Annotated in this window: 23 protein-coding genes; 17 read left to right on the top strand and 6 right to left on the bottom strand. The window is 53.4% G+C overall.

Features of this window, described 5'->3' with window-relative positions; all coding sequences use genetic code 11:
* The first annotated feature begins 31 nt into the window (after positions 1-31).
* Positions 32-1468: a magnesium transporter gene (gene mgtE / locus JSN25_RS20080; RefSeq protein WP_069323415.1), complete on the top strand. Its 1437-nt coding sequence runs from the start codon at positions 32-34 to the stop codon at positions 1466-1468.
* Here mgtE and JSN25_RS20075 read toward each other — a convergent pair.
* Positions 1431-2675 (bottom strand): SulP family inorganic anion transporter, encoded by a 1245-nt coding sequence (locus tag JSN25_RS20075; protein ID WP_204525289.1) that lies wholly within the window; start codon positions 2673-2675, stop codon positions 1431-1433. The genes mgtE and JSN25_RS20075 overlap by 38 nt on opposite strands.
* Before the next feature lie 277 nt (positions 2676-2952).
* Between JSN25_RS20075 and mqo the strand changes: the two genes are divergently transcribed.
* A complete protein-coding gene (mqo, locus tag JSN25_RS20070) occupies positions 2953-4614 on the top strand; it encodes a malate dehydrogenase (quinone) (RefSeq protein ID WP_204525288.1) in 1662 nt (553 codons plus the stop codon).
* Between the two features lie 93 nt (positions 4615-4707).
* Here mqo and eco read toward each other — a convergent pair whose 3' ends face one another.
* Complete coding sequence (eco, locus tag JSN25_RS20065) at positions 4708-5205, bottom strand: serine protease inhibitor ecotin (RefSeq protein ID WP_038643271.1); 498 nt, start codon at positions 5203-5205, stop codon at positions 4708-4710.
* A gap of 413 nt (positions 5206-5618) precedes the next feature.
* Here eco and napF point away from each other — a divergent pair, with 413 nt between their 5' ends.
* From napF to JSN25_RS19990, 15 genes are all read left to right on the top strand, one after another.
* Positions 5619-6110 carry a ferredoxin-type protein NapF gene (gene napF, locus JSN25_RS20060; protein ID WP_137347671.1) on the top strand — a complete coding sequence of 164 codons (492 nt, stop codon included), beginning with the start codon at positions 5619-5621 and terminating at the stop codon, positions 6108-6110.
* Positions 6100-6363, top strand: coding sequence for a chaperone NapD (gene napD, locus JSN25_RS20055; protein ID WP_038642193.1), 264 nt, complete (start codon positions 6100-6102; stop codon positions 6361-6363). The genes napF and napD overlap by 11 nt, the downstream gene beginning before the upstream one ends.
* Complete coding sequence (gene napA / locus JSN25_RS20050; RefSeq protein ID WP_038642191.1) at positions 6360-8846, top strand: nitrate reductase catalytic subunit NapA; 2487 nt, start codon at positions 6360-6362, stop codon at positions 8844-8846. The genes napD and napA overlap by 4 nt, the downstream gene beginning before the upstream one ends.
* Positions 8847-8852: 6 nt before the next feature.
* Complete coding sequence (gene napG, locus JSN25_RS20045) at positions 8853-9548, top strand: ferredoxin-type protein NapG (protein WP_038642189.1); 696 nt, start codon at positions 8853-8855, stop codon at positions 9546-9548.
* A complete protein-coding gene (napH, locus tag JSN25_RS20040) occupies positions 9535-10398 on the top strand; it encodes a quinol dehydrogenase ferredoxin subunit NapH (protein WP_085047852.1) in 864 nt (287 codons plus the stop codon). Before napG ends, napH begins: the two co-directional genes overlap by 14 nt.
* Complete coding sequence (napB, locus tag JSN25_RS20035) at positions 10395-10844, top strand: nitrate reductase cytochrome c-type subunit (RefSeq protein ID WP_038642185.1); 450 nt, start codon at positions 10395-10397, stop codon at positions 10842-10844. The genes napH and napB overlap by 4 nt, the downstream gene beginning before the upstream one ends.
* A gap of 9 nt (positions 10845-10853) precedes the next feature.
* Positions 10854-11456 (top strand): cytochrome c-type protein NapC, encoded by a 603-nt coding sequence (gene napC, locus JSN25_RS20030; protein ID WP_003027548.1) that lies wholly within the window; start codon positions 10854-10856, stop codon positions 11454-11456.
* 20 nt (positions 11457-11476) lie between these two features.
* Positions 11477-12097 carry a cytochrome c biogenesis heme-transporting ATPase CcmA gene (gene ccmA, locus JSN25_RS20025; protein WP_038642182.1) on the top strand — a complete coding sequence of 207 codons (621 nt, stop codon included), beginning with the start codon at positions 11477-11479 and terminating at the stop codon, positions 12095-12097.
* On the top strand, positions 12094-12753 hold the full coding sequence (gene ccmB, locus JSN25_RS20020) for a heme exporter protein CcmB (RefSeq protein WP_038642180.1): 660 nt from the start codon (positions 12094-12096) through the stop codon (positions 12751-12753). Before ccmA ends, ccmB begins: the two co-directional genes overlap by 4 nt.
* A gap of 75 nt (positions 12754-12828) precedes the next feature.
* Positions 12829-13566, top strand: a complete 738-nt coding sequence (locus tag JSN25_RS20015) for a heme ABC transporter permease (RefSeq protein ID WP_204525287.1) — start codon at positions 12829-12831, stop codon at positions 13564-13566.
* Positions 13563-13775, top strand: a complete 213-nt coding sequence (gene ccmD, locus JSN25_RS20010; RefSeq protein WP_085047853.1) for a heme exporter protein CcmD — start codon at positions 13563-13565, stop codon at positions 13773-13775. Before JSN25_RS20015 ends, ccmD begins: the two co-directional genes overlap by 4 nt.
* Positions 13772-14251, top strand: coding sequence for a cytochrome c maturation protein CcmE (gene ccmE / locus JSN25_RS20005; protein ID WP_038642175.1), 480 nt, complete (start codon positions 13772-13774; stop codon positions 14249-14251). The genes ccmD and ccmE overlap by 4 nt, the downstream gene beginning before the upstream one ends.
* Positions 14248-16203, top strand: a complete 1956-nt coding sequence (locus JSN25_RS20000) for a heme lyase CcmF/NrfE family subunit (protein WP_085047854.1) — start codon at positions 14248-14250, stop codon at positions 16201-16203. The genes ccmE and JSN25_RS20000 overlap by 4 nt, the downstream gene beginning before the upstream one ends.
* Positions 16200-16757, top strand: a complete 558-nt coding sequence (gene dsbE, locus JSN25_RS19995; protein WP_003834613.1) for a thiol:disulfide interchange protein DsbE — start codon at positions 16200-16202, stop codon at positions 16755-16757. The genes JSN25_RS20000 and dsbE overlap by 4 nt, the downstream gene beginning before the upstream one ends.
* Positions 16754-17803, top strand: coding sequence for a cytochrome c-type biogenesis protein CcmH (locus tag JSN25_RS19990; protein ID WP_204525286.1), 1050 nt, complete (start codon positions 16754-16756; stop codon positions 17801-17803). The genes dsbE and JSN25_RS19990 overlap by 4 nt, the downstream gene beginning before the upstream one ends.
* A gap of 101 nt (positions 17804-17904) precedes the next feature.
* Here JSN25_RS19990 and narP read toward each other — a convergent pair whose 3' ends face one another.
* From narP to JSN25_RS19970, 4 genes are all read right to left on the bottom strand, one after another.
* Positions 17905-18552, bottom strand: a complete 648-nt coding sequence (narP, locus tag JSN25_RS19985; RefSeq protein ID WP_016153764.1) for a nitrate/nitrite response regulator protein NarP — start codon at positions 18550-18552, stop codon at positions 17905-17907.
* Positions 18553-19046: 494 nt separating this feature from the next.
* The gene (locus JSN25_RS19980; protein ID WP_121529294.1) at positions 19047-19544 is read right to left on the bottom strand and encodes an Hcp family type VI secretion system effector; all 498 of its coding nucleotides are present in this window, start codon (positions 19542-19544) and stop codon (positions 19047-19049) included.
* Positions 19545-19546: 2 nt separating this feature from the next.
* Positions 19547-19891: a putative T6SS immunity periplasmic lipoprotein gene (locus tag JSN25_RS19975; RefSeq protein WP_071888157.1), complete on the bottom strand. Its 345-nt coding sequence runs from the start codon at positions 19889-19891 to the stop codon at positions 19547-19549.
* Positions 19888-20448, bottom strand: coding sequence for a type IV secretion protein Rhs (locus tag JSN25_RS19970; protein ID WP_137350853.1), 561 nt, complete (start codon positions 20446-20448; stop codon positions 19888-19890). The genes JSN25_RS19975 and JSN25_RS19970 overlap by 4 nt, the downstream gene beginning before the upstream one ends.
* Positions 20449-20586: the final 138 nt, after the last annotated feature.

Here is a 20586-nt window from a genome sequence, read left to right as displayed (position 1 = left end):
AATGATATTTCATATCATGGATTTATGATTAATGTCCGCATTCAACAAAAACAGCGCCAGACTGCGTGATGAAGAGCGCGCGCGCCTCATCTGGCTGCTGACCACTGATAAAGCCATTATTTCCACGCTGTTGGGCAAGCTTACCCTGGCTGAGCAATATGACGTCGGCACCTTAGCCGACGATATTGCTGAGGTAGGGGCGCTGGTGGCGCACCTGCCGCCGCCCGATCTGGCCGATACCCTCGAAGCATTACCTTCTGAAGAGCGCCACGCCCTGTGGCGGCTGGTCCAAAATGAAAAACGCGGTAACGTCCTGCTTGAGGCGTCAGAAAACGTCTGGGACGATCTGATTGATGAGATGAGCGACCGCGAGCTGCTGGATGCCCTGCAATATCTCGACATCGATGAACAGATTTATCTGGTCCAGCATCTGCCGCGTAATCTCACAGGCCGTCTGCTGGCAACGTTACCCGCAGAGGAGCGGGCGCGCGTGCGCCAGGTACTGCACTACGAGAAGAATCGCGTCGGTGCGATTATGGAGTTCGAAGTCATCACCGTGCGCCCGGACGTGACGCTGGAAGTGGTGCAGCGCTATTTACGGCGGCTGGGCAGGATGCCGGAGAACACCGATAAACTTTTCGTGACCGATCGCAATAAGGTGCTGGTCGGCGAACTGACGCTAACCTGTATCCTGCTCAATGATGTGCAGCGTAAAGTCAGCGAGGTGATGGAAGATGACCCACTCACCTTTTCCCCGGAAGACATTGCCGAAAACGCCGCGCGTACATTCGAACGTGACAACCTGGTCAGTGCCGCGGTGGTTGATCCTGCCGGTAAGTTGATGGGCCGTTTGACCATTGATGAGATCGTTGATGTGGTATACGAAGAAACCGATACCGATCTGCGTCGAATGGGGGGCTTGAGCGCCGAAGAGGATGTGTTTGCTCCTGTTACCAAAGCGGTAAAAACCCGCTGGGCATGGTTGGCCATTAATCTCTGTACCGCCTTTATCGCCTCGCGGGTCATTGATGGCTTTGAACATACGATCTCGCAACTGGTGGCGCTGGCCTCGCTGATGCCGATTGTGGCAGGGATCGGCGGCAATACCGGAAATCAAACTATCACCATGATCGTTCGCGCGCTGGCGCTACAAAATATTCAGCCGGGAAACCTGACATTTTTGATCCTGCGCGAGATGGGCGTGGCGCTGGTAAATGGCCTCGTCTGGGGTGGGATTATGGGCGGCATTACCTGGTGGCTGTACGATGATATGGCGCTCGGCGGCGTGATGACCCTGGCGATGATGCTTAATCTGCTGATGGCGGCGTTGATGGGGGTGATTATTCCCATGACGATGGTGAAGCTCGGGCGCGACCCGGCGGTCGGCTCAAGCGTCATGATTACGGCAATCACCGATACCGGCGGTTTCTTTATTTTTCTCGGTCTGGCAACGCTATTTCTGATGTAGCCGCGCGTTTACGTCTGACGATGCGCGGCAGGATGAACATCGTCATCACCCCGGCAACCACGCCAATCGCCAGGTTGCCGGTAGCGACCGTTGCGCCGACGGTTATCAGCATGACCAGCGTTTCAGTAACGGGGATTTTTGTCAGTGTCGCGGGCTGGATACTCTGCCAACTGAAGGTTTTCACCGCCACAATCACCATAATTCCCGCCAGCACCGACATGGGTATTTTCGCCATGACTTCGCTCAACGCGGTGACTAGCAGCAGCAACACCAGCCCGGCGGCAATCGTCGAAACGCGGCTGCGTCCTTTGCCCATCTCGACGTTAACGATGGTTTGACCAATCATCGCGCACCCGGCAATGCCGCCATAAAATCCGGCCAGAATATTGGCTATCCCCAGTCCAGTGCTCTCTCGATTCTTATTCGACGGTGTCACCGTCAGATCATCCACCAGACGGGCGGTTAACAGCGACTCCATCAAACCGACAAAAGCGATGCTCAGCGCACAGGGCCAGATAATGGCCAATGTTTGCAGGTTGAGCGGCACTAACAACTGCGTTAACCCCGGAAGGCTATCGCTCATTGAACCTCCATCACCGACGGTTGGTAACAGTTGCCCACTGCTTACAGTAAATATCGTCAGCAGCACGATGGCGATAAGCGGCGCGGGGATTGTTTTAATCAATCGCGGAACCCACAGCACAATCAGCAGCGTCAGGATAAACAGTCCCCAGATTAGCGGGCTTTTCCCCCAGAAATGCGGGACCTGGGCAAAGAAAATCAAAATGCCCAGGGCGTTGACAAAGCCGGTCATGACGGCTGTAGGAATGAATCGCATCAGACGCGCCATCCCTGATACGCCAAACAGGATCTGAATCATCCCAGCCAGCACCACCGCAGGCAGAATGTACTGCACGCCATGTTGATGCACCATCGGACCAATCACCAGCGCAACCGACCCTGCCGCGGCGGTAACCATTGCCGGACGGCCGCCTAAAAAAGACATTGCCAGGCACAACACGACGGAAGCTATCAGGCTGACTTTAGGATCGACGCCCGCAATAACGGAAAAAGAGATCACTTCCGGGATCAGCGCCAGGGCGGTTACCACCCCCGCCAGCGTTTCTCGTACCAACAGGCGGGGTTGTCGCAGTACGGCGCGGGTGCTCTGTTCTGTCACCGCAGGGGAGGAGTGTGTTGCAGACATAGTAACTCTCAGGTCAGAAAGGGCCTGATAACAGCAGACCGACAGGCATCCGTGCGTGAATAGCAAAGCGCAGCATAGTACGCGTCTGACGGGCAGGTTTCCAGAAGTGATTGTCAATAACCGTATAACTTATCAACGTATTAATAACATTTTTAAAATTAAAATATAATTTATAAACAATATTTAATTATTTTTACTTAAGTGTTACCGTTGGTGCCGCTCGATTTTCACCTGCATTAAAAGCAAAAAGCGATACTAAAAGTAAGGCATTAACATTATGAAAAAAGTGACTGCCATGCTCTTCACCATGGCTGTAGGGCTGAACGTTGTCTCAATGGCAGCAAAAGCGAAAGCGGCGGAAGAGCAGGAAACGGATGTACTGTTGATTGGCGGCGGTATCATGAGCGCCACGCTGGGAACCTATTTACAAGAGCTGGAGCCACAATGGTCAATGACCATGGTCGAGCGACTGGATGGCGTCGCTCAGGAAAGTTCGAACGGCTGGAACAACGCCGGAACCGGCCACTCCGCACTGATGGAGCTGAACTACACGCCTAAAAAGGCCGACGGTAGCATCAGCATTGAAAAGGCAGTCGAAATCAACGAAGCCTTCCAGATTTCCCGTCAGTTTTGGGCTTATCAGGTCAATAATGGCGTGATGCATGAACCACGCTCATTTATCACTACCGTCCCGCATATGAGTTTTGTCTGGGGCGACGAGAACGTGAATTTCCTGCGCGCCCGTTACACCGCACTGCAGCAGAGCACTTTATTCCGTGGTATGCGTTATTCCGAAGATCACGCGCAGATTAAAGAGTGGGCGCCGCTGGTTATGGAAGGTCGCGATCCGAAACAGAAAGTCGCGGCAACGCGCACCGATATTGGTACTGACGTTAACTATGGTGAAATCACGCGCCAACTGATTGCCTCGTTGCAGAAGAAGCCCAACTTTGCGCTGCAACTGAGCACCGAAGTACGAGGCTTTAAGCGTAATGCAGACAATAGCTGGACCGTTACGGTCGCCGATCTGAAAAACAACGAAGCGGAACATGATATCAAGGCGAAGTTTGTCTTTATCGGTGCCGGTGGCGCGGCGCTGAAGCTGTTGCAGGAAACCGACATTCCAGAAGCGAAAGGCTATGCCGGATTCCCGGTTGGCGGCCAGTTCCTGGTGGCGGAAAACCCGGACGTAGTGAATCGCCACCTGGCGAAAGTGTATGGTCAGGCCTCTGTGGGCGCGCCGCCGATGTCGGTACCGCACATCGATACCCGTATCCTGGATGGCAAGCGTGTCGTGCTGTTTGGGCCATTCGCGACATTCTCCACCAAGTTCCTGAAAAACGGTTCATTGTGGGATCTGCTCAGCTCGACCACGACGTCGAACTTTATGCCGATGGTCAACGTAGGTCTGGATAACTTCGATCTGGTGAAATATCTGGTAAGTCAGGTGATGCTGAGCGATGACGACCGTTTTGCCGCACTGCAAGAATACTATCCGCAGGCGAAAAAAGAGGACTGGCGTCTATGGCAGGCGGGTCAGCGTGTGCAGATCATTAAAAGTGATGCAGAAAAGGGCGGCGTGCTACGTCTGGGAACTGAAGTGGTCAGCGATAAAGAAGGTACGATTGCTGCACTGCTGGGCGCTTCGCCTGGTGCATCAACCGCGGCGCCGATCATGCTGCATCTGATGGAAAAAGTGTTTAAAGATAAAGTCGCCAGCCCCGAGTGGCAGGCGAAGCTGAAAACGATTATTCCATCTTATGGTACTAAGCTGAACGGAAACGTTGAGGCAACTGAACAAGAGCTGCAATACACCAGCGAAGTTCTGGGTCTGAAATACGACAAGCCGCAGGTTGCCGATGAAGCGCCAAAACCGCAGTTGAAACCTCAGGCTCAACCGCAGCCTGAGCAGAAAGCTGTGGCGGATATTGCGCTGTAAATAAAATGCCGGATAAGCGCTGCGCTTATCCGGCCTGGTTCACGCGTCTGTAGGCCGGATAAGGCGGAACGCCGCCATCCGGCACATTCTCACTTAGCGCGCGACTGCGTCCTGAATCTTCTCTTCCGCTTTCCAGATACGGTATTTCACTTCCACGTTTTCCGGGGTGTAGACCACAATCGGCAACTTGCTGTTGTAGCGCAGCATACCGTCATCACCCAGATACGCGGTAATAAATTTCTTCTCTTTTTTACCGTCAGGGCAGGCCATCATGGTTGAAACCGGAGAGGTGACTTTGTCGAAAACATAGTAGTCGTATCCCCAACCTTCCAGCGTTTTGCTATCCAGTTCTCCGCCCAGGCGATGTTGGTTGCAGTCGACCTCCAGCGTCTGGCCGATCAATAGTTCTACTTTCAGGGTAGATTCATCTTTCTCAGGGGGAAGCTGGATTACCTGGCGCTTCATACCCTTTTCCGCTTTAGGATACGGGGCGACTTTTTCCAGCGGCTGAGCACCGGTATCGTTACTGCCAGCCCAGGCAGAGGTGCTGGCAAAGGCGGCGAAAAGCACGGCAGGGACAATTGTCTTCATCTTATTGTTCACAGTGTTTCCTTTCTTCTGTCTTATGAACGAGTCTGGGGCAGGTTAACATATTTGCATTATCTATTAATCTTTATTTACTTATATTTTCAGTGAGTATTTGAGTGTTGTCGGTTGTGTGTAGTGATATATTCTAAGGTTTATCTTAATTTTAAGATTATTCTCTTTATAGTGTTTTCGTTATATAATTTATTATATAACTCATTGAAACGTGAGCAAAAGCGCATTTTTTCCCGTCAACTCAACACTCTTTTGATCCGGCAACAGCATTTACCCCGATCGGGGTATGCTCCTCTTACACATCCTGAAATATCTTACGACTAAAAATAACTACTCATAAATAGTGCAGTTTTTTATGTCGTTCAACCCGCCGGGGGAGAGCGTCATTATGGAAGGACAATGTCATGGTTGATTTATCCCGTCGAGGCATGTTGACAGGCAGTTGGCGTAACGCCAACGCAGGGATCCGTCCGCCGTGGAGCAAGGAAGACTCTCACTTTCTGGCCCATTGCCTTCGTTGTGACGCCTGCATCCAGGCGTGTGAAACCGACATCCTGCAGCGAGGCCAGGGTGGTTATCCGAGCGTAAATTTCAAACACGGCGAGTGCAGCTTTTGTTATGCCTGCGCAGAGGCCTGTCCCGAATCACTTTTTCTTCCGCGCCACACCAGGGCATGGGATCTGAATTTTAGGATCGGGGAAAACTGTCTCGCACACCAATCAGTTGAGTGTCATCGCTGTCAGGATAGCTGTGAACCCATGGCCATAACCTTTCGCCCCATGCTGTCCGGTATTTATCAGCCACAGCTCGACAATCAGGCCTGTAACGGATGCGGCGCGTGTGTCGCGATTTGCCCGGTATCAGCCATTAATGCGGAGTACAACCATGGACAGTAACTGGCAGGTCTGCAGCCTGGTCGTTCAGGCCAAAAGTCAGCATATCAATGATATCGCCACGCAGTTGCGTTCGTTTCCGGGTTGCGAAGTTGCACTTAGCGATGTGGAAAGCGGCCAGCTCATTGTGGTGGTGGAAGCAGAGCAAAGTGAAACGCTAATGAAAACTATTGAGTCAGTGCGCAACGTTGCGGGCGTGCTGGCGGTGTCGCTGGTTTATCACCAGCAGGATGAGCAAGGTGAGGAAACACCATGAAACTCAGTCGTCGTAGCTTTATGAAAGCTAACGCCGTTGCGGCCGCTGCGGCGGCTGCCGGGTTAAGCGTGCCGGGCGTAGCCCGCGCGGTAGTCGGTCAGCAAGAAGCCATCAAATGGGACAAAGCCCCGTGCCGTTTCTGCGGGACAGGCTGTGGCGTATTGGTCGGGACGCAGCAAGGGCGTGTAGTGGCATGCCAGGGCGATCCGGATGCGCCGGTTAACCGTGGGCTTAACTGCATCAAAGGTTACTTCCTGCCGAAAATCATGTACGGAAAAGACCGTTTAACACAGCCGATGCTGCGCATGAAGGACGGGAAGTATCACAAAGAAGGTGAATTCACGCCGATTAGCTGGGAGCAGGCCTTTGACGTGATGGAAGAGAAATTCAAAACGTCCATGAAAGAAAAAGGCCCAGAGTCTATCGGCATGTTCGGCTCGGGTCAGTGGACGATTTGGGAAGGTTACGCCGCCGCCAAATTGTTTAAAGCCGGCTTCCGTTCTAATAACATCGACCCGAACGCGCGTCACTGCATGGCGTCAGCGGTGGTTGGTTTTATGCGTACCTTTGGTATGGATGAGCCGATGGGCTGTTATGACGATATTGAGCATGCCGATGCTTTCGTCTTGTGGGGCGCGAATATGGCGGAGATGCACCCGATTCTGTGGTCGCGCATCACCAACCGTCGTCTGTCCGATCCGAATGTTACCGTCGCGGTGCTCTCCACCTTCCAGCATCGTAGTTTTGAGCTGGCGGATAACGGTATGGTCTTCACGCCGCAAACCGATCTGGTGATCCTCAACTACATCGCAAACTACATCATTCAAAACAATGCGATCAACCAGGATTTCTTTAGCAAGCACGTTAACCTGCGTAAAGGGGTGACGGACATCGGCTACGGCCTGCGTCCAACTCATCCGCTGGAAAAAGCGGCGAAGAATCCAGGTTCCGATGCCTCTGAACCGATGAGCTTTGAGGATTACAAAGCCTTCGTTGCTGAGTACACGCTGGATAAAACCGCCGAAATGACCGGCGTACCGAAAGATCAACTGGAACAGTTGGCGCAGTTGTATGCCGATCCGAAGAAAAAAGTCATCTCCTACTGGACGATGGGCTTTAACCAGCATACCCGCGGCGTGTGGGCCAACAACCTGGTCTATAACCTGCACCTGCTGACCGGTAAAATTTCTCAGCCAGGCTGTGGTCCGTTCTCATTGACCGGTCAGCCTTCCGCCTGCGGTACCGCGCGTGAAGTTGGGACGTTCTCCCATCGTCTGCCTGCGGACATGGTGGTCACCAACGAAAAACACCGCGATATCTGTGAGAAGCACTGGAATATCCCATCAGGGACCATTCCGGCAAAAGTCGGGCTGCATGCCGTGGCGCAAGACCGTGCGCTGAAAGATGGCAAACTCAATGTCTACTGGACGATGTGCACCAACAACATGCAGGCCGGTCCGAACATCAACGAAGAGCGTATGCCGGGCTGGCGCGATCCGCGCAACTTCATCATCGTCTCCGATCCGTACCCGACGGTCAGCGCCCTGTCAGCCGATCTGATCCTACCGACCGCAATGTGGGTAGAGAAAGAAGGGGCTTACGGTAACGCGGAACGCCGCACTCAGTTCTGGCGTCAGCAGATTAAAGCGCCGGGTGAATCGAAATCGGATCTGTGGCAACTGGTGCAGTTTTCCCGTCGCTTCAAAACAGAAGAGGTATGGCCGGAAGAACTACTGGCGCAGAAACCGGAGCTGCGCGGCAAAACGCTGTATGACGTGCTGTTCGCCACGCCAGCCGTGACCAAATTCCCGGTAGCTGAACTGGCTGAAGATCAGCTCAACGATGAATCCCGCGAGCTGGGCTTCTATCTGCAAAAAGGGCTGTTCGAAGAGTACGCCTGGTTTGGCCGTGGCCACGGGCACGATCTCGCACCATTCGACGATTACCACAAAGCGCGCGGTTTACGCTGGCCGGTCGTTGAGGGCAAAGAGACCCAGTGGCGCTACAGCGAAGGCAACGACCCGTACGTGAAAGCGGGGGAAAGCTACAAGTTCTATGGTAAGCCGGACGGCAAAGCAGTCATCTTCGCGCTGCCATTTGAACCTGCCGCTGAAGCGCCGGATAAAGAGTATGACCTGTGGCTTTCCACTGGACGTGTGCTGGAGCACTGGCATACCGGCAGCATGACGCGTCGTGTGCCTGAACTGCACCGCGCCTTCCCGGAAGCGGTGCTGTTTATCCACCCGCTGGATGCAAAAGCGCGCGATCTGCGCCGTGGCGATAAAGTCAAAGTGGTTTCCCGCCGTGGCGAAGTTATCTCGATTGTTGAAACGCGCGGGCGTAACCGTCCGCCGCAGGGGCTGGTATACATGCCGTTCTTCGATGCCGCACAACTGGTGAACAATCTGACGCTGGATGCGACGGATCCGCTCTCCAAAGAGACGGATTTCAAGAAGTGCGCTGTGAAACTGGCGAAGGTGTAACGCGTTATGTCCCGGTCAGCAAAACCCCAAAATGGCCGCCGCCGCTTTCTGCGCGATATGGTTCGCGCGGCGGGCGGGCTGGCCGTCGTTGGCGTGGCGCTGGGGTTACAACAGCAAACCGCACGTGCAACCGGCGTGCGGTTACGCCCGCCTGGCGCATTGAGCGAGGAGGCATTCGCCAGCGCCTGTGTGCGCTGCGGTCAGTGCGTTCAGGCATGCCCGTATGACACGCTGAAACTGGCGACGCTGGCCTCCGGGCTGGCAGCAGGTACACCGTATTTTGTCGCCCGCGATATTCCTTGCGAAATGTGTGAGGACATTCCGTGCGCCAAAGTCTGCCCCAGCGGCGCGTTGGACAAGGAAATTGAATCCATTGACGATTCGCGTATGGGGCTGGCGGTACTGCTGGATCACGAAAACTGCCTCAACTATCAAGGGCTACGCTGCGATGTTTGCTATCGCGAGTGCCCGAAAATCGATGAGGCTATCACCCTTGAGCTGGACCGCAATATGCGTACCGGCAAGCATGCGCGGTTTATTCCAACCGTCCATAGCGATGCCTGTACCGGCTGCGGGAAATGCGAAAAAGTCTGCGTACTGGAGCAGCCAGCAATAAAAGTGCTGCCGCTGTCGCTGGCGAAAGGGGAGTTAGGACACCATTACCGCTTCGGCTGGCTGGAGGGGAACAATGGCAAATCGTAAACGTGACGCCGGGCGTGAAGCGCAGGCAAAAAAAGGGTGGTGGAAGAGTCATCGCTGGCTGCTGCTGCGTCGTCTGAGTCAGTTTCTGATACTGGCGATGTTCCTGAGCGGCCCGTGGTTTGGCGTATGGATCCTGCATGGCAATTACAGTGGCAGCCTGCTGTTGGATACTGTCCCATTCACCGATCCGCTAATTACGTTGCAAAGCCTGGCCAGCGGACACCTGCCGGCAACGGTTGCGTTAACGGGGGCGGTCGTCATCACGGTGCTGTATGCCCTTGCGGGTAAGCGTCTGTTTTGCAGCTGGGTTTGTCCGATGAACCCGGTCACCGATTTAGCCAGTTGGTTACGCAGAAGGTTTGACCTGAATCAGTCCGCGACCCTACCGCGCTATATACGGTATGTCCTGCTGGTGGTTATCCTGGTCGGTTCCGCCTTGACCGGTACGCTGCTGTGGGAATGGATAAATCCCGTCTCTCTGCTCGGACGGAGTCTGATAATGGGATTTGGCAGTGGAGCGCTGCTGATTCTGGCGCTGTTTTTATTTGATCTACTGGTCGTTGAGCATGGCTGGTGCGGGCATCTCTGCCCACTGGGCGCACTGTATAGCGTAGTGGGAAGTAAAGGCGCATTAACCGTTTCGGCAAAAGAACGTAACAGATGTAACCGCTGTATGGATTGTTTTCATGTTTGCCCGGAACCGCATGTGCTACGTGCGCCGGTGCTGGATGAGCAAAGCCCGGTGCAGGTAACCAGTCGCGATTGCATGGCCTGCGGTCGCTGCGTGGATGTCTGTTCTGAGGATGTTTTTACAATAACAACACGATGGAGTTCGGGAGCGAAATCATGAAAAGCCATGACCTGATTAAAAAGCTGAGTCAATGGACGGCCCTGCTTGCCCTGGTCGTTAGTGGGGCCGTTTGGGCTGCAAATGGAGTGGACCTAAGCCAGTCACCGGAAGTCTCAGGGACGCAGGAAGGGGCGATTCGCATGCCGAAAGAGCAGGAGCGTATGCCGCTGAACTATGTGAATCAACCGCCAATGGTTCCGCACAGCGTTGAAGGGTATCAGGTGACGACCAATACTAACCGCTGCCTGCAGTGCCACGGTGTGGAAAGCTATCGCACCACCGGCGCGCCGCGCATCAGTCCGACGCACTTTATGGACAGCGACGGCAAGGTATTGGCTGAAGTCGCGCCGCGTCGTTATTTCTGTCTGCAATGTCACGTCCCGCAGGCTGACGCTGCGCCGATTGTTGAAAATACCTTCACCCCCTCGAAAGGTTACGGGAAATAAGAGGTCATTATGGAAAATTCTAACCGTAAACCAGGCTGGATTAAGCGCGTCTGGCAATGGTGGCGTCGCCCCAGCCGTCTGGCGCTCGGCACGCTGTTGTTAATCGGCTTTGTGGGCGGCATTATTTTCTGGGGCGGCTTTAATACCGGTATGGAAAAGGCCAATACGGAAGAGTTCTGCATTAGCTGTCACGAAATGCGCAATACGGTGTACCAGGAATATATGGAAACCGTACACTACAACAACCGCAGCGGTGTGCGTGCGACTTGTCCTGATTGCCACGTCCCACATGAGTGGGGCCCGAAAATGATCCGTAAGATCAAGGCCAGTAAAGAGCTGTACGCGAAGGCGCTGGGGTTAATAGATACACCGCAGAAATTTGAAGATCATCGTCTGACGATGGCGCAAAATGAGTGGCGGCGTATGAAAGATAATAATTCGCAAGAGTGTCGCAACTGTCACAACTTCGAGTTTATGGATTTAACCGCCCAGAAAGGCGTTGCGGCCAAAATGCATGACCAGGCCGTGAAAGACGGGCAAACCTGTATTGACTGTCATAAAGGGATAGCGCACAAACTGCCTGATATGCGCGAAGTCAAACCGGGCTTTTAACAGGATGTAGATAACCAGGTATGCTTGAAGCCAGAGAATTACTTTGCGAGCGGGATGACAGAATACTGTTCAGCGATCTGTCATTTCGCGTCAACGCAGGGGAATGGGTACAAATTACCGGCAGCAACGGCGCGGGGAAAACCACTTTGCTGCGGTTGCTTACCGGGCTGGCGCGTCCCGACGCAGGGGAGGTTTGCTGGCAAGAGCAACCCCTGCATCACGTGCGGGACAGCTACCATCAGCAATTGCTGTGGATCGGACATCAGCCGGGGATAAAAACCCGGCTTTCGGCGTTGGAGAACCTGCGTTTTTTCCATCACGATGGCGACATCGCACAGTGTCTGGACGCGCTGGCGCAGGCGGGACTTGCCGGATACGAAGATATTCCGGTGAATCAACTTTCCGCCGGACAACAGCGGCGCGTGGCGCTGGCCCGTTTGTGGCTGACCCGCGCCCGGCTGTGGATCCTCGATGAACCCTTTACCGCCATTGATGTAAACGGCGTTGAGCGACTGACTCAGCGTATGGCACAGCATACGGAACAGGGCGGTATTGTCATTCTCACTACCCACCAGCCGCTTAATGTTGAGACCAATAAAGTGCGACGTATTGCGCTGACCAGCGAGAGGGCAACGCAATGATGTGGCGAATCTTCCGTTTAGAACTGCGAGTTGCGTTTCGTCATAGTGCGGAAATCGCCAATCCTTTATGGTTCTTTCTGATTGTTATCACGTTGTTTCCTCTGAGCATTGGGCCGGAGCCACAGCTGCTGGCGCGTATTGCGCCGGGCATTATCTGGGTTGCGGCGCTGCTGGCGTCATTGCTGGCGCTGGAGCGCTTGTTTCGTGATGACTTACAGGACGGCAGCCTTGAGCAGTTGATGCTGCTGTCGCTGCCGCTTCCGGCGGTCGTGCTGGCGAAAGTGATGGCGCACTGGGTCGTAACCGGTTTGCCGCTGTTAATCCTCTCTCCGCTGGTGGCATTACTGCTGGGCATGGATATGTACGGCTGGAAAATTATGGCGCTGACTTTGCTGCTCGGCACGCCGACGTTGGGTTTTCTCGGCGCGCCTGGCGTAGGTCTGACGGTGGGTTTAAAGCGCGGCGGCGTGCTGTTAAGCGTGCTGGTTCTCCCGCTTACTATTCCACTACTGATTTTTGCGACCGCGGCGATGGATGCGGCCTCCATGCACTTGCCTGTTGAAGGATACATGGCGATTCTGGGGGCGTTGTTGGTAGGCAGCGCCACGTTAAGCCCGTTTGCCACGGCTGCGGCGTTACGGATCAGCGTGCAGTAATGCGACAGGATTTGCAGGCCGGGCAAGGCGCTCCGGCAAAACGGATATTAATTAATGGAGTCTGGTGACTGAACTATGTGGAAAACACTTCATCAATTGGCGATGCCCCCTCGGCTCTATCAGATCTGCGGCTGGTTTATTCCGTGGCTGGCGATTGCCAGCGCGGTGGTACTGATAACCGGATGGGTGTGGGGCTTTGGCTTCGCGCCAGCTGATTATCAGCAGGGACAGAGCTATCGCATCATTTATCTGCACGTTCCGGCGGCAATCTGGTCGATGGGAATTTATGCCTCGATGGCTGTTGCGGCGTTTATCGGCCTGGTCTGGCAGATGAAAATGGCCAATCTGGCGCTGGCTGCGATGGCGCCCATTGGCGCTGTGTTTACCTTTATTGCGCTGGTGACGGGGTCCGCATGGGGCAAACCGATGTGGGGAACCTGGTGGGTCTGGGATGCCCGACTCACCTCTGAACTGGTGTTGCTGTTTCTCTACGTTGGCGTCATTGCATTGTGGCATGCGTTTGACGACCGCCGCCTGGCAGGGCGTGCCGCCGGTATTCTGGTGTTGATTGGTGTGGTCAACTTACCGATTATTCACTACTCGGTCGAGTGGTGGAACACGCTGCATCAGGGGTCAACCCGTATGCAGCAAAGCATCGATCCGGCAATGCGCGCACCGCTGCGTCTGGCGATTGTCGGTTACCTGTTGCTGTTTGTCACGCTGGCGCTAATGCGCATGCGTAACCTGATTTTGATGATGGAAAAACGCCGCCCGTGGGTGAGTGAACTGATCTTAAAAAGAGGCCGCCAATGACCCCTGCATTTGCATCATGGAGTGATTTTTTCGCGATGGGCGGTTACGCCTTGTATGTCTGGCTGGCTGTTGCCATGAGCGTTATTCCGCTGCTGGTGTTGGTGCTGCATTCAACATTACAGCATCGCGCAATCTTACGCGGCGTGGCCCAGCAGCGGGCGAGGGAAGCGCGCATGCGCGCAGCGCAAGTACAACGGGAGGCGGCGTGAATATTCGACGTAAAAATCGGCTATGGATAGCCTGCGCGGTACTGGCAGGTCTGGCGTTGACCATTTCGCTGGTGCTCTACGCGCTGCGTTCCAATATCGATCTGTTCTACACCCCGGGAGAGATACTCTACGGTAAGCGCGAGACACAGCAGATGCCTGAAGTCGGTCAGCGTCTGCGCGTGGGTGGGATGGTGATGCCGGGCAGCGTGAAGCGCGACCCGCAATCGCTTAAAGTAACTTTCAGCATCTATGACGCCGAAGGTGTGGTGGATGTGACCTATGAAGGCATTTTGCCGGACCTGTTCCGCGAAGGGCAGGGGGTTGTTGTTCAGGGCGAGCTGGACAAGGGAAATCATGTGCAGGCTAAAGAGGTTCTGGCCAAACATGATGAAAATTACACCCCGCCGGAAGTCGAAAAAGCGATGCAGGAAAACCACCGTCGCCCGGAAAGTGTTTATAAGGATAAAACGTCATGATGCCGGAAATTGGCAATGCGCTGTTGTGCCTTGCGCTTGGCGTTGCACTACTGCTGTCGGTCTATCCGTTGTGGGGCGTGGCGCGCGGCGACGTGCGGATGATGGCCTCCGCACGGCCCTTTGCCTGGGTCTTGTTTATCTGCGTGATGGGGGCGTTCCTGATTCTGGTTAATGCCTTCGTGGTTAATGACTTTACCGTGACCTACGTCGCCAGTAACTCCAATACCCAGCTTCCTGTCTGGTACCGGGTGGCAGCGACATGGGGCGCGCATGAAGGCTCGCTGCTGCTGTGGGTGCTGCTGATGAGCGGCTGGACGTTCGCCGTCGCGGCGTTCAGCCAGCGCATGCCGCTGGATATCGTCGCCCGCGTGTTGGCGGTGATGGGGATGGTCAGCGTCGGCTTCCTGCTGTTTATCCTGTTTACCTCTAATCCGTTTGCCCGCACGTTGCCCAATTTCCCTGTTGAAGGGCGAGATCTGAATCCGCTGTTGCAGGATCCGGGACTGATTTTCCATCCGCCGTTGCTGTACATGGGGTATGTCGGTTTCTCGGTAGCTTTCGCGTTTGCGATCGCCGCGTTGATGAGCGGGCGTCTGGACAGCACCTTCGCTCGCTTTTCGCGTCCATGGACGCTGGCGGCGTGGGTGTTTCTGACGCTGGGGATTGTACTCGGTTCGGCCTGGGCCTATTACGAGCTGGGCTGGGGCGGCTGGTGGTTCTGGGATCCGGTTGAGAACGCCTCCTTTATGCCATGGCTGGTGGGCACAGCCCTGATGCACTCGCTGTCGGTAACCGAACAGCGCGCCAGCTTCAAAGCCTGGACCCTGCTGCTGTCAATCAGCGCCTTCTCGCTGTGCCTGTTGGGGACTTTCCTGGTGCGCTCCGGCGTACTGGTTTCGGTGCATGCTTTCGCCTCAGACCCGTCGCGAGGGATGTTTATACTGGCCTTCATGGTGCTGGTGATTGGCGGTTCCCTGCTGCTGTTTGCAGTGCGTGGGCATAAGGTTCGCTCGCGGGTAAACAACGCGCTGTGGTCGCGTGAATCGCTGCTGTTGGGCAACAACGTCCTGCTGATCGCCGCTATGCTGGTGGTGTTATTGGGCACGCTACTGCCGCTGGTGCACAAACAGCTTGGGCTGGGCAGCATTTCGATTGGCGAGCCGTTCTTCAATACCATGTTTACCTGGCTGATGGCGCCGTTTGCGCTGCTGCTGGGCATTGGGCCATTAGTGCGCTGGGGCCGTGACCGACCGCGTAAACTGAAAACGTTACTGATTATCGCGTTTGTCACCACGCTTATTCTGTCGCTGCTGCTGCCGTGGCTGTTTGAGGATCGTATTGCCGCCATGACGGTGGTGGGGCTGGCGATGGCGTGCTGGATTTTTGTGCTGGCCATGTCCGAAGCGTACCTGCGCATTTCTCGTGGAACGAAGCTGACGCCCAGCTACTGGGGGATGGTATCGGCTCACGTTGGGCTGGCGATTACCATTGTTGGTATTGCCTTTAGCCAGAATTACAGCGTGGAACGCGATGTCCGTATGAAAGCGGGTGATAGCGTCAGCATCCATGACTATCAGTTTACTTTCCGTGAAGTGAAAGATATTACCGGACCAAACTACCGGGGCGGGGTCGCCATTATTGGCGTCACGCGTGATGGTAAACCGGCAGCCACGCTGCATGCGGAAAAACGTTTCTATAACAGCACCAGTTCGATGATGACTGAAGCGGCGATTGACGGCGGGTTCACGCGCGATCTGTATGCTGCGCTGGGTGAAGAGCTGGATAACGGCGCATGGGCTGTACGTTTGTATTACAAACCGTTTATTCGCTGGATTTGGGCCGGAGGATTGCTGATGGCGCTGGGCGGGGTGTTCTGCCTGTTTGATCCACGCTATCGCCAGCGCACGCGCCCTCGCGCCGCGGTGCAAAAAAATGCGTCGGAGGCTGTATGAAGCGCAACGCACTGTTAATTCCGTTTATTATTTTTCTCATTATTGCGGCGGCGCTGCTGTGGCAGTTAGCGCGTAACGCGCAGGGAGACGACCCTACCAATCTGGAGTCGGCGTTGATCGGCAAACCTGTTCCGACGTTCCGCCTGGAATCGCTGGAAAACCCGGGTCAGCATTATCAGGCCGATGTGCTGACGCAGGGCAAGCCAGTGTTGCTGAACGTCTGGGCGACCTGGTGTCCGACCTGTCGCGCCGAGCATCAGTATCTGAATCAGCTGTCTGCGCAAGGCGTAAGGGTAGTGGGTCTGAACTATAAAGACGATCGTCAGAAAGCCATTGTCTGGCTGAAAGAGCTGGGCAATCCTTACTCATTAAGTCTGTTTGACGGCGACGGTATGCTCGGCCTCGATCTTGGCGTGTACGGCGCGCCGGAGACATTCCTGATCGACGGGAAAGGTATTATTCGCTATCGCCATGCCGGTGATCTTAACGCCCGGGTGTGGGAAAGCGAGATCAAACCGTTGTGGGACAAGTACAGTAAGGAGGCTGCGCAATGAGATTTTTATTGGGCCTGCTGATGCTGGTTATCTCGGGATCCGCGCTGGCGACTATCGACGTAATGCAGTTTAAGGATGAAGCGCAGGAGCAGCAGTTCCGCCAGCTTACCGAGCAACTGCGTTGTCCTAAGTGTCAGAACAACAGCATTGCCGACTCTAACTCAATGATTGCCACCGACCTGCGGCAGAAAGTGTACGAACTGATGCAGGAAGGCAAAAGTCAGAAAGAAATTGTTGACTATATGGTGGCGCGCTACGGTAACTTCGTCACTTACGATCCGCCGTTAACTCCGCTGACCGTGCTGCTGTGGGTGATGCCGGTGGTAGCCATTGGTCTCGGGGGCTGGATTATTTTCGCCCGTACTCGCCGACGCGTGCGGGTGAAACAAGAAGAGTTTCCTGATGACATCATCCCGGATGGCAAGCGCGGTGGATTCGGACTCTTTGTGCCCGGCATCGTGGTGGCGCTGGTGGTCGGCGCGGTGAGCTATTATCAAACCGGGAACTATAAACAGGTGCAGGTCTGGCAGCAGGCCACCGCTCAGGCCCCAGCGCTGCTGGAGCGGGCATTGGATCCAAAAGCCGACCCGTTGAATGAAGAAGACATGATGCGTCTGGCGTTGGGGCTGCGCACTCGCTTACAGGCCGATCCCGCAAACGTTGAAGGCTGGATTATGCTTGGACGCATTGGCATGGTGCTCGGCAACGCCAGCACGGCTACTGAAGCCTATGCCAATGCTTATCGGCTGGATCCGAAAAACAGCGATGCGGCGCTGGGCTATGCGGAAGCGCTGACCCGTTCATCCGATCCTGATGATAACCGTCGGGGCGGGGAGCTGTTACGTCAACTAATACGCGGCGAACATGCCAACGTGCGCGTATTGAGCATGTACGCGTTTAACGCTTTCGAACAGCAGCGCTTCGGCGAAGCGGTTGCGGCGTGGGAGATGATGCTGAAATTATTACCCGCCAACGATACCCGTCGGGCGGTAATCGAGCGCAGTATTAAACAGGCGATGGAGCAGCTAACGCCGCAGGAGAAGTAAGAGTGGAAGATGCCGGATGGCGACGCAACGCGTCTTATCCGGCCTGGCGATGCACATGACGTGTAGGCCCGATAAGCGTAGCGCTATCGGGCAATATCTGGTTATTGCATACCGCGCGTTTGCAAAAACAGAATAGTGGCAGCAACGCGAGAGCGCACGTTGAGTTTGCGCAGCAGGTTGCGAATATGCACCTTCACCGTCTGTTCGGAAATATTCAGCACTGAAGCAATCTGTTTATTCGACAGCCCCTGAGCCAGTTCATGCAAGACATCCAGCTCGCGTTCGGTGAGAATGCTGAACGGATCTTCTTGTGCGCCGAACAGGTCGCGTTCGCGCAGATATTCACTGACGCGTGTACTGAACGCTTTACCGCCTTTGGCTCCGCTGCGAATGGCCTCCAGCAGGACTTCAGGATCGCTGTCTTTGAGCAAATAACCATCCGCACCCGCGTCAATTAGGGCGTATACATCGCTGGCGGCATCCGAAACGGTCAGAATGATAATTTGTGCGGTCACACCGTCCCGACGCAGCGCATTCAGGGTATCCAGCCCACTCATACCTTTCATATTGAGATCCAACAGGATCACGTCAAGGTCCAGACGGTTTGCCAGATCGATCGCACTTGCGCCGTCACCTGCTTCAGCTACTACGTTAAATGCGGGATCCAGTTGCAATAATTGACTAATTCCCCGCCGCATCAGTGGGTGGTCATCGACAATCAGCACCCGAAAAGGCGTTGCTTCAGGCATACTATTCTCCTGAGTTTTATTAGTATCATTATTGTTTTCAGCGCATCAATCGTCCAGATTCATCGCGCTGATGAGAGGATAAATTTTACCCCAATTTGTGCATGGGTAAGTAGTAAAACCTGTGCTGAAGAGAGGGAGAATACATGGACAATGTGAGGTTCGAGAACGGTAAGACGCCGTGAGGGTGCTGGGGGGCGGGGGAAAATGGGATCAGGCTATGGCATAACTTTTCAGTGTCTGTAATCGGGCCGATCCTGCATACGGTTACGGTTCTGTCAGTAATGTATAGTTACAGCGACTTACTGAGAACCAACGTTCACAAATGGTTATGGTGTAACAATCTGGAGCATTGAGGATCGACCCGTACGTCTTTACGCATCAGCCGTCGTTCTTCATCAGGAATGGGTACCCAGGTACAAAAACGTTACCCACGTTCTGATATTGTTGAGTTTAAAATTGATTGATGAAATAGAGGGCGCGTGATGCCCGTTTATTTATTGTTGCTGTTCTTTTTTTGCTGGTTTCATCCAGGCATCATTGTATTTAATATTCCCTCTAACATAATTCCATTCAATGTCACGGAATCTAAGACCTACTACCTCATGCATATTAGGAGATGAACTACCGGGATAGTAGACATGTGTAAAATCTACAGAGGATATAACGACATCTTCCAGAGTAATATTATAAATCTCTACTTCGATCCCTGCTTCTATAGTCTCATAATATTTAATGACTGCCTTTTGCAGTCTCTTCCCTTCACAAACAGCTACAGCCAGGTAAGGGCTGACTTTATCAAGTTGCTTATGCACAATTACGGGATTATGCTGCCTACAGCCTGTCATGCTGCCAGTGTTGCTATCAACAGGCTGTCTCACACCGTAACTACTATTCATGACTTCAATAGCACCTTCACGGCCTAAGGATAAACAATCTCCCGGAATCTGCATTCCGTTTTCATCATATAAAAATAAATAAGCTGGTAATGACATAATTAATACACCATATTTGTTAGCTGTCCATTATTATCAATAAAAAATTTATGTACATAGTCCTTGCCATTCAATCCATATGACACTGTATAGGAATAACCATAACTCCATTTAAAATCAATGCAATCACTCGGATATGAAAGTTGTAAGTCATATTCGGATTTTTCAATGTGATATCCCTTGCTCCGACTCGATTCGATTCGGTAGTAGTTCAATACATCTTTTTGATCAGTGCTAAAACAAAGATAATTGCCATTTATAAAAGTAACTCTTGGGTGTGGTGCAGGCATACCTCCGGGGCATCCAGATAGCATTAATACCAATGGCATTATTATTAATCTTTTCATCCAGGGAATCCTTTCATAACAGATTTATATATAGATAATATTGAATGAATAGAGTCATTAGAATTGAGGTTACGGTATTTAACCAGGGCGTAAGTATCTCTGTTAAGCCCAAATGCTTGTATCAACCAATAATCACTGGCTATTGATGCTTGCTGTTCTAATCCGTAATGAAGAAAGTCAGCCTTATCTAAACTGTAACTGTAATCAGCGAAACGAGAGAATAAACCTCTGGTTCTAACAAACATACCTTTCTGTGCTTGCCAGGCGTGAACCATCTCATGCATGAATCTGTGTTTTTTCTCTAGTATATCTAATGAAAAATCAGGTGAATACGTACCCTCTCTAAACCAAAGTTCACCGTTTGGTGTCATGGCAATATCTACGGGTTGTAAGTTGAAGGGGAGATAGCTTTCACGGTGTACCCACACCTTGCTATAGATAATGCTCTCACCAAACAGCGTCCTGGCTAGTGCAATCTCTCCTATTGTAAGTAGCCTGACCCCTCCGGGGGCTATAGGAGTTCCCGACGTGGGATTTATTGTTCCGTTTACGGACATAGTATATCCATATTATTTGTATTGTTTTATGCGCTAATGGTACTCCTACCCTAAAGCATTGGGAATGTTTCTTTCCGGGATAAATTCTGAATCCTTTAAAATTAAACTATTATAAATCATCTGTTTACTGAATAAGTT

This window comes from Citrobacter cronae, assembly GCF_016893685.1.
In the GTDB taxonomy this organism is placed as follows: domain Bacteria; phylum Pseudomonadota; class Gammaproteobacteria; order Enterobacterales; family Enterobacteriaceae; genus Citrobacter; species Citrobacter werkmanii.
This window is presented reverse-complemented; position numbering and strand designations above follow the sequence as displayed.

Bases quoted from the DNA above. Each gene is read 5' to 3' on its own strand.
- mgtE (WP_069323415.1), top strand. From the start codon at position 32: ATGTCCGCATTCAACAAAAACAGCGCCAGACTGCGTGATGAAGAGCGC.
- JSN25_RS20075 (WP_204525289.1), bottom strand. From the start codon at position 2,675: ATGTCTGCAACACACTCCTCCCCTGCGGTGACAGAACAGAGCACCCGC.
- mqo (WP_204525288.1), top strand. From the start codon at position 2,953: ATGAAAAAAGTGACTGCCATGCTCTTCACCATGGCTGTAGGGCTGAAC.
- eco (WP_038643271.1), bottom strand. From the start codon at position 5,205: ATGAAGACAATTGTCCCTGCCGTGCTTTTCGCCGCCTTTGCCAGCACC.
- napF (WP_137347671.1), top strand. From the start codon at position 5,619: ATGGTTGATTTATCCCGTCGAGGCATGTTGACAGGCAGTTGGCGTAAC.
- napD (WP_038642193.1), top strand. From the start codon at position 6,100: ATGGACAGTAACTGGCAGGTCTGCAGCCTGGTCGTTCAGGCCAAAAGT.
- napA (WP_038642191.1), top strand. From the start codon at position 6,360: ATGAAACTCAGTCGTCGTAGCTTTATGAAAGCTAACGCCGTTGCGGCC.
- napG (WP_038642189.1), top strand. From the start codon at position 8,853: ATGTCCCGGTCAGCAAAACCCCAAAATGGCCGCCGCCGCTTTCTGCGC.
- napH (WP_085047852.1), top strand. From the start codon at position 9,535: ATGGCAAATCGTAAACGTGACGCCGGGCGTGAAGCGCAGGCAAAAAAA.
- napB (WP_038642185.1), top strand. From the start codon at position 10,395: ATGAAAAGCCATGACCTGATTAAAAAGCTGAGTCAATGGACGGCCCTG.
- napC (WP_003027548.1), top strand. From the start codon at position 10,854: ATGGAAAATTCTAACCGTAAACCAGGCTGGATTAAGCGCGTCTGGCAA.
- ccmA (WP_038642182.1), top strand. From the start codon at position 11,477: ATGCTTGAAGCCAGAGAATTACTTTGCGAGCGGGATGACAGAATACTG.
- ccmB (WP_038642180.1), top strand. From the start codon at position 12,094: ATGATGTGGCGAATCTTCCGTTTAGAACTGCGAGTTGCGTTTCGTCAT.
- JSN25_RS20015 (WP_204525287.1), top strand. From the start codon at position 12,829: ATGTGGAAAACACTTCATCAATTGGCGATGCCCCCTCGGCTCTATCAG.
- ccmD (WP_085047853.1), top strand. From the start codon at position 13,563: ATGACCCCTGCATTTGCATCATGGAGTGATTTTTTCGCGATGGGCGGT.
- JSN25_RS20000 (WP_085047854.1), top strand. From the start codon at position 14,248: ATGATGCCGGAAATTGGCAATGCGCTGTTGTGCCTTGCGCTTGGCGTT.
- dsbE (WP_003834613.1), top strand. From the start codon at position 16,200: ATGAAGCGCAACGCACTGTTAATTCCGTTTATTATTTTTCTCATTATT.
- JSN25_RS19990 (WP_204525286.1), top strand. From the start codon at position 16,754: ATGAGATTTTTATTGGGCCTGCTGATGCTGGTTATCTCGGGATCCGCG.
- narP (WP_016153764.1), bottom strand. From the start codon at position 18,552: ATGCCTGAAGCAACGCCTTTTCGGGTGCTGATTGTCGATGACCACCCA.
- JSN25_RS19980 (WP_121529294.1), bottom strand. From the start codon at position 19,544: ATGTCATTACCAGCTTATTTATTTTTATATGATGAAAACGGAATGCAG.
- JSN25_RS19975 (WP_071888157.1), bottom strand. From the start codon at position 19,891: ATGAAAAGATTAATAATAATGCCATTGGTATTAATGCTATCTGGATGC.
- JSN25_RS19970 (WP_137350853.1), bottom strand. From the start codon at position 20,448: ATGTCCGTAAACGGAACAATAAATCCCACGTCGGGAACTCCTATAGCC.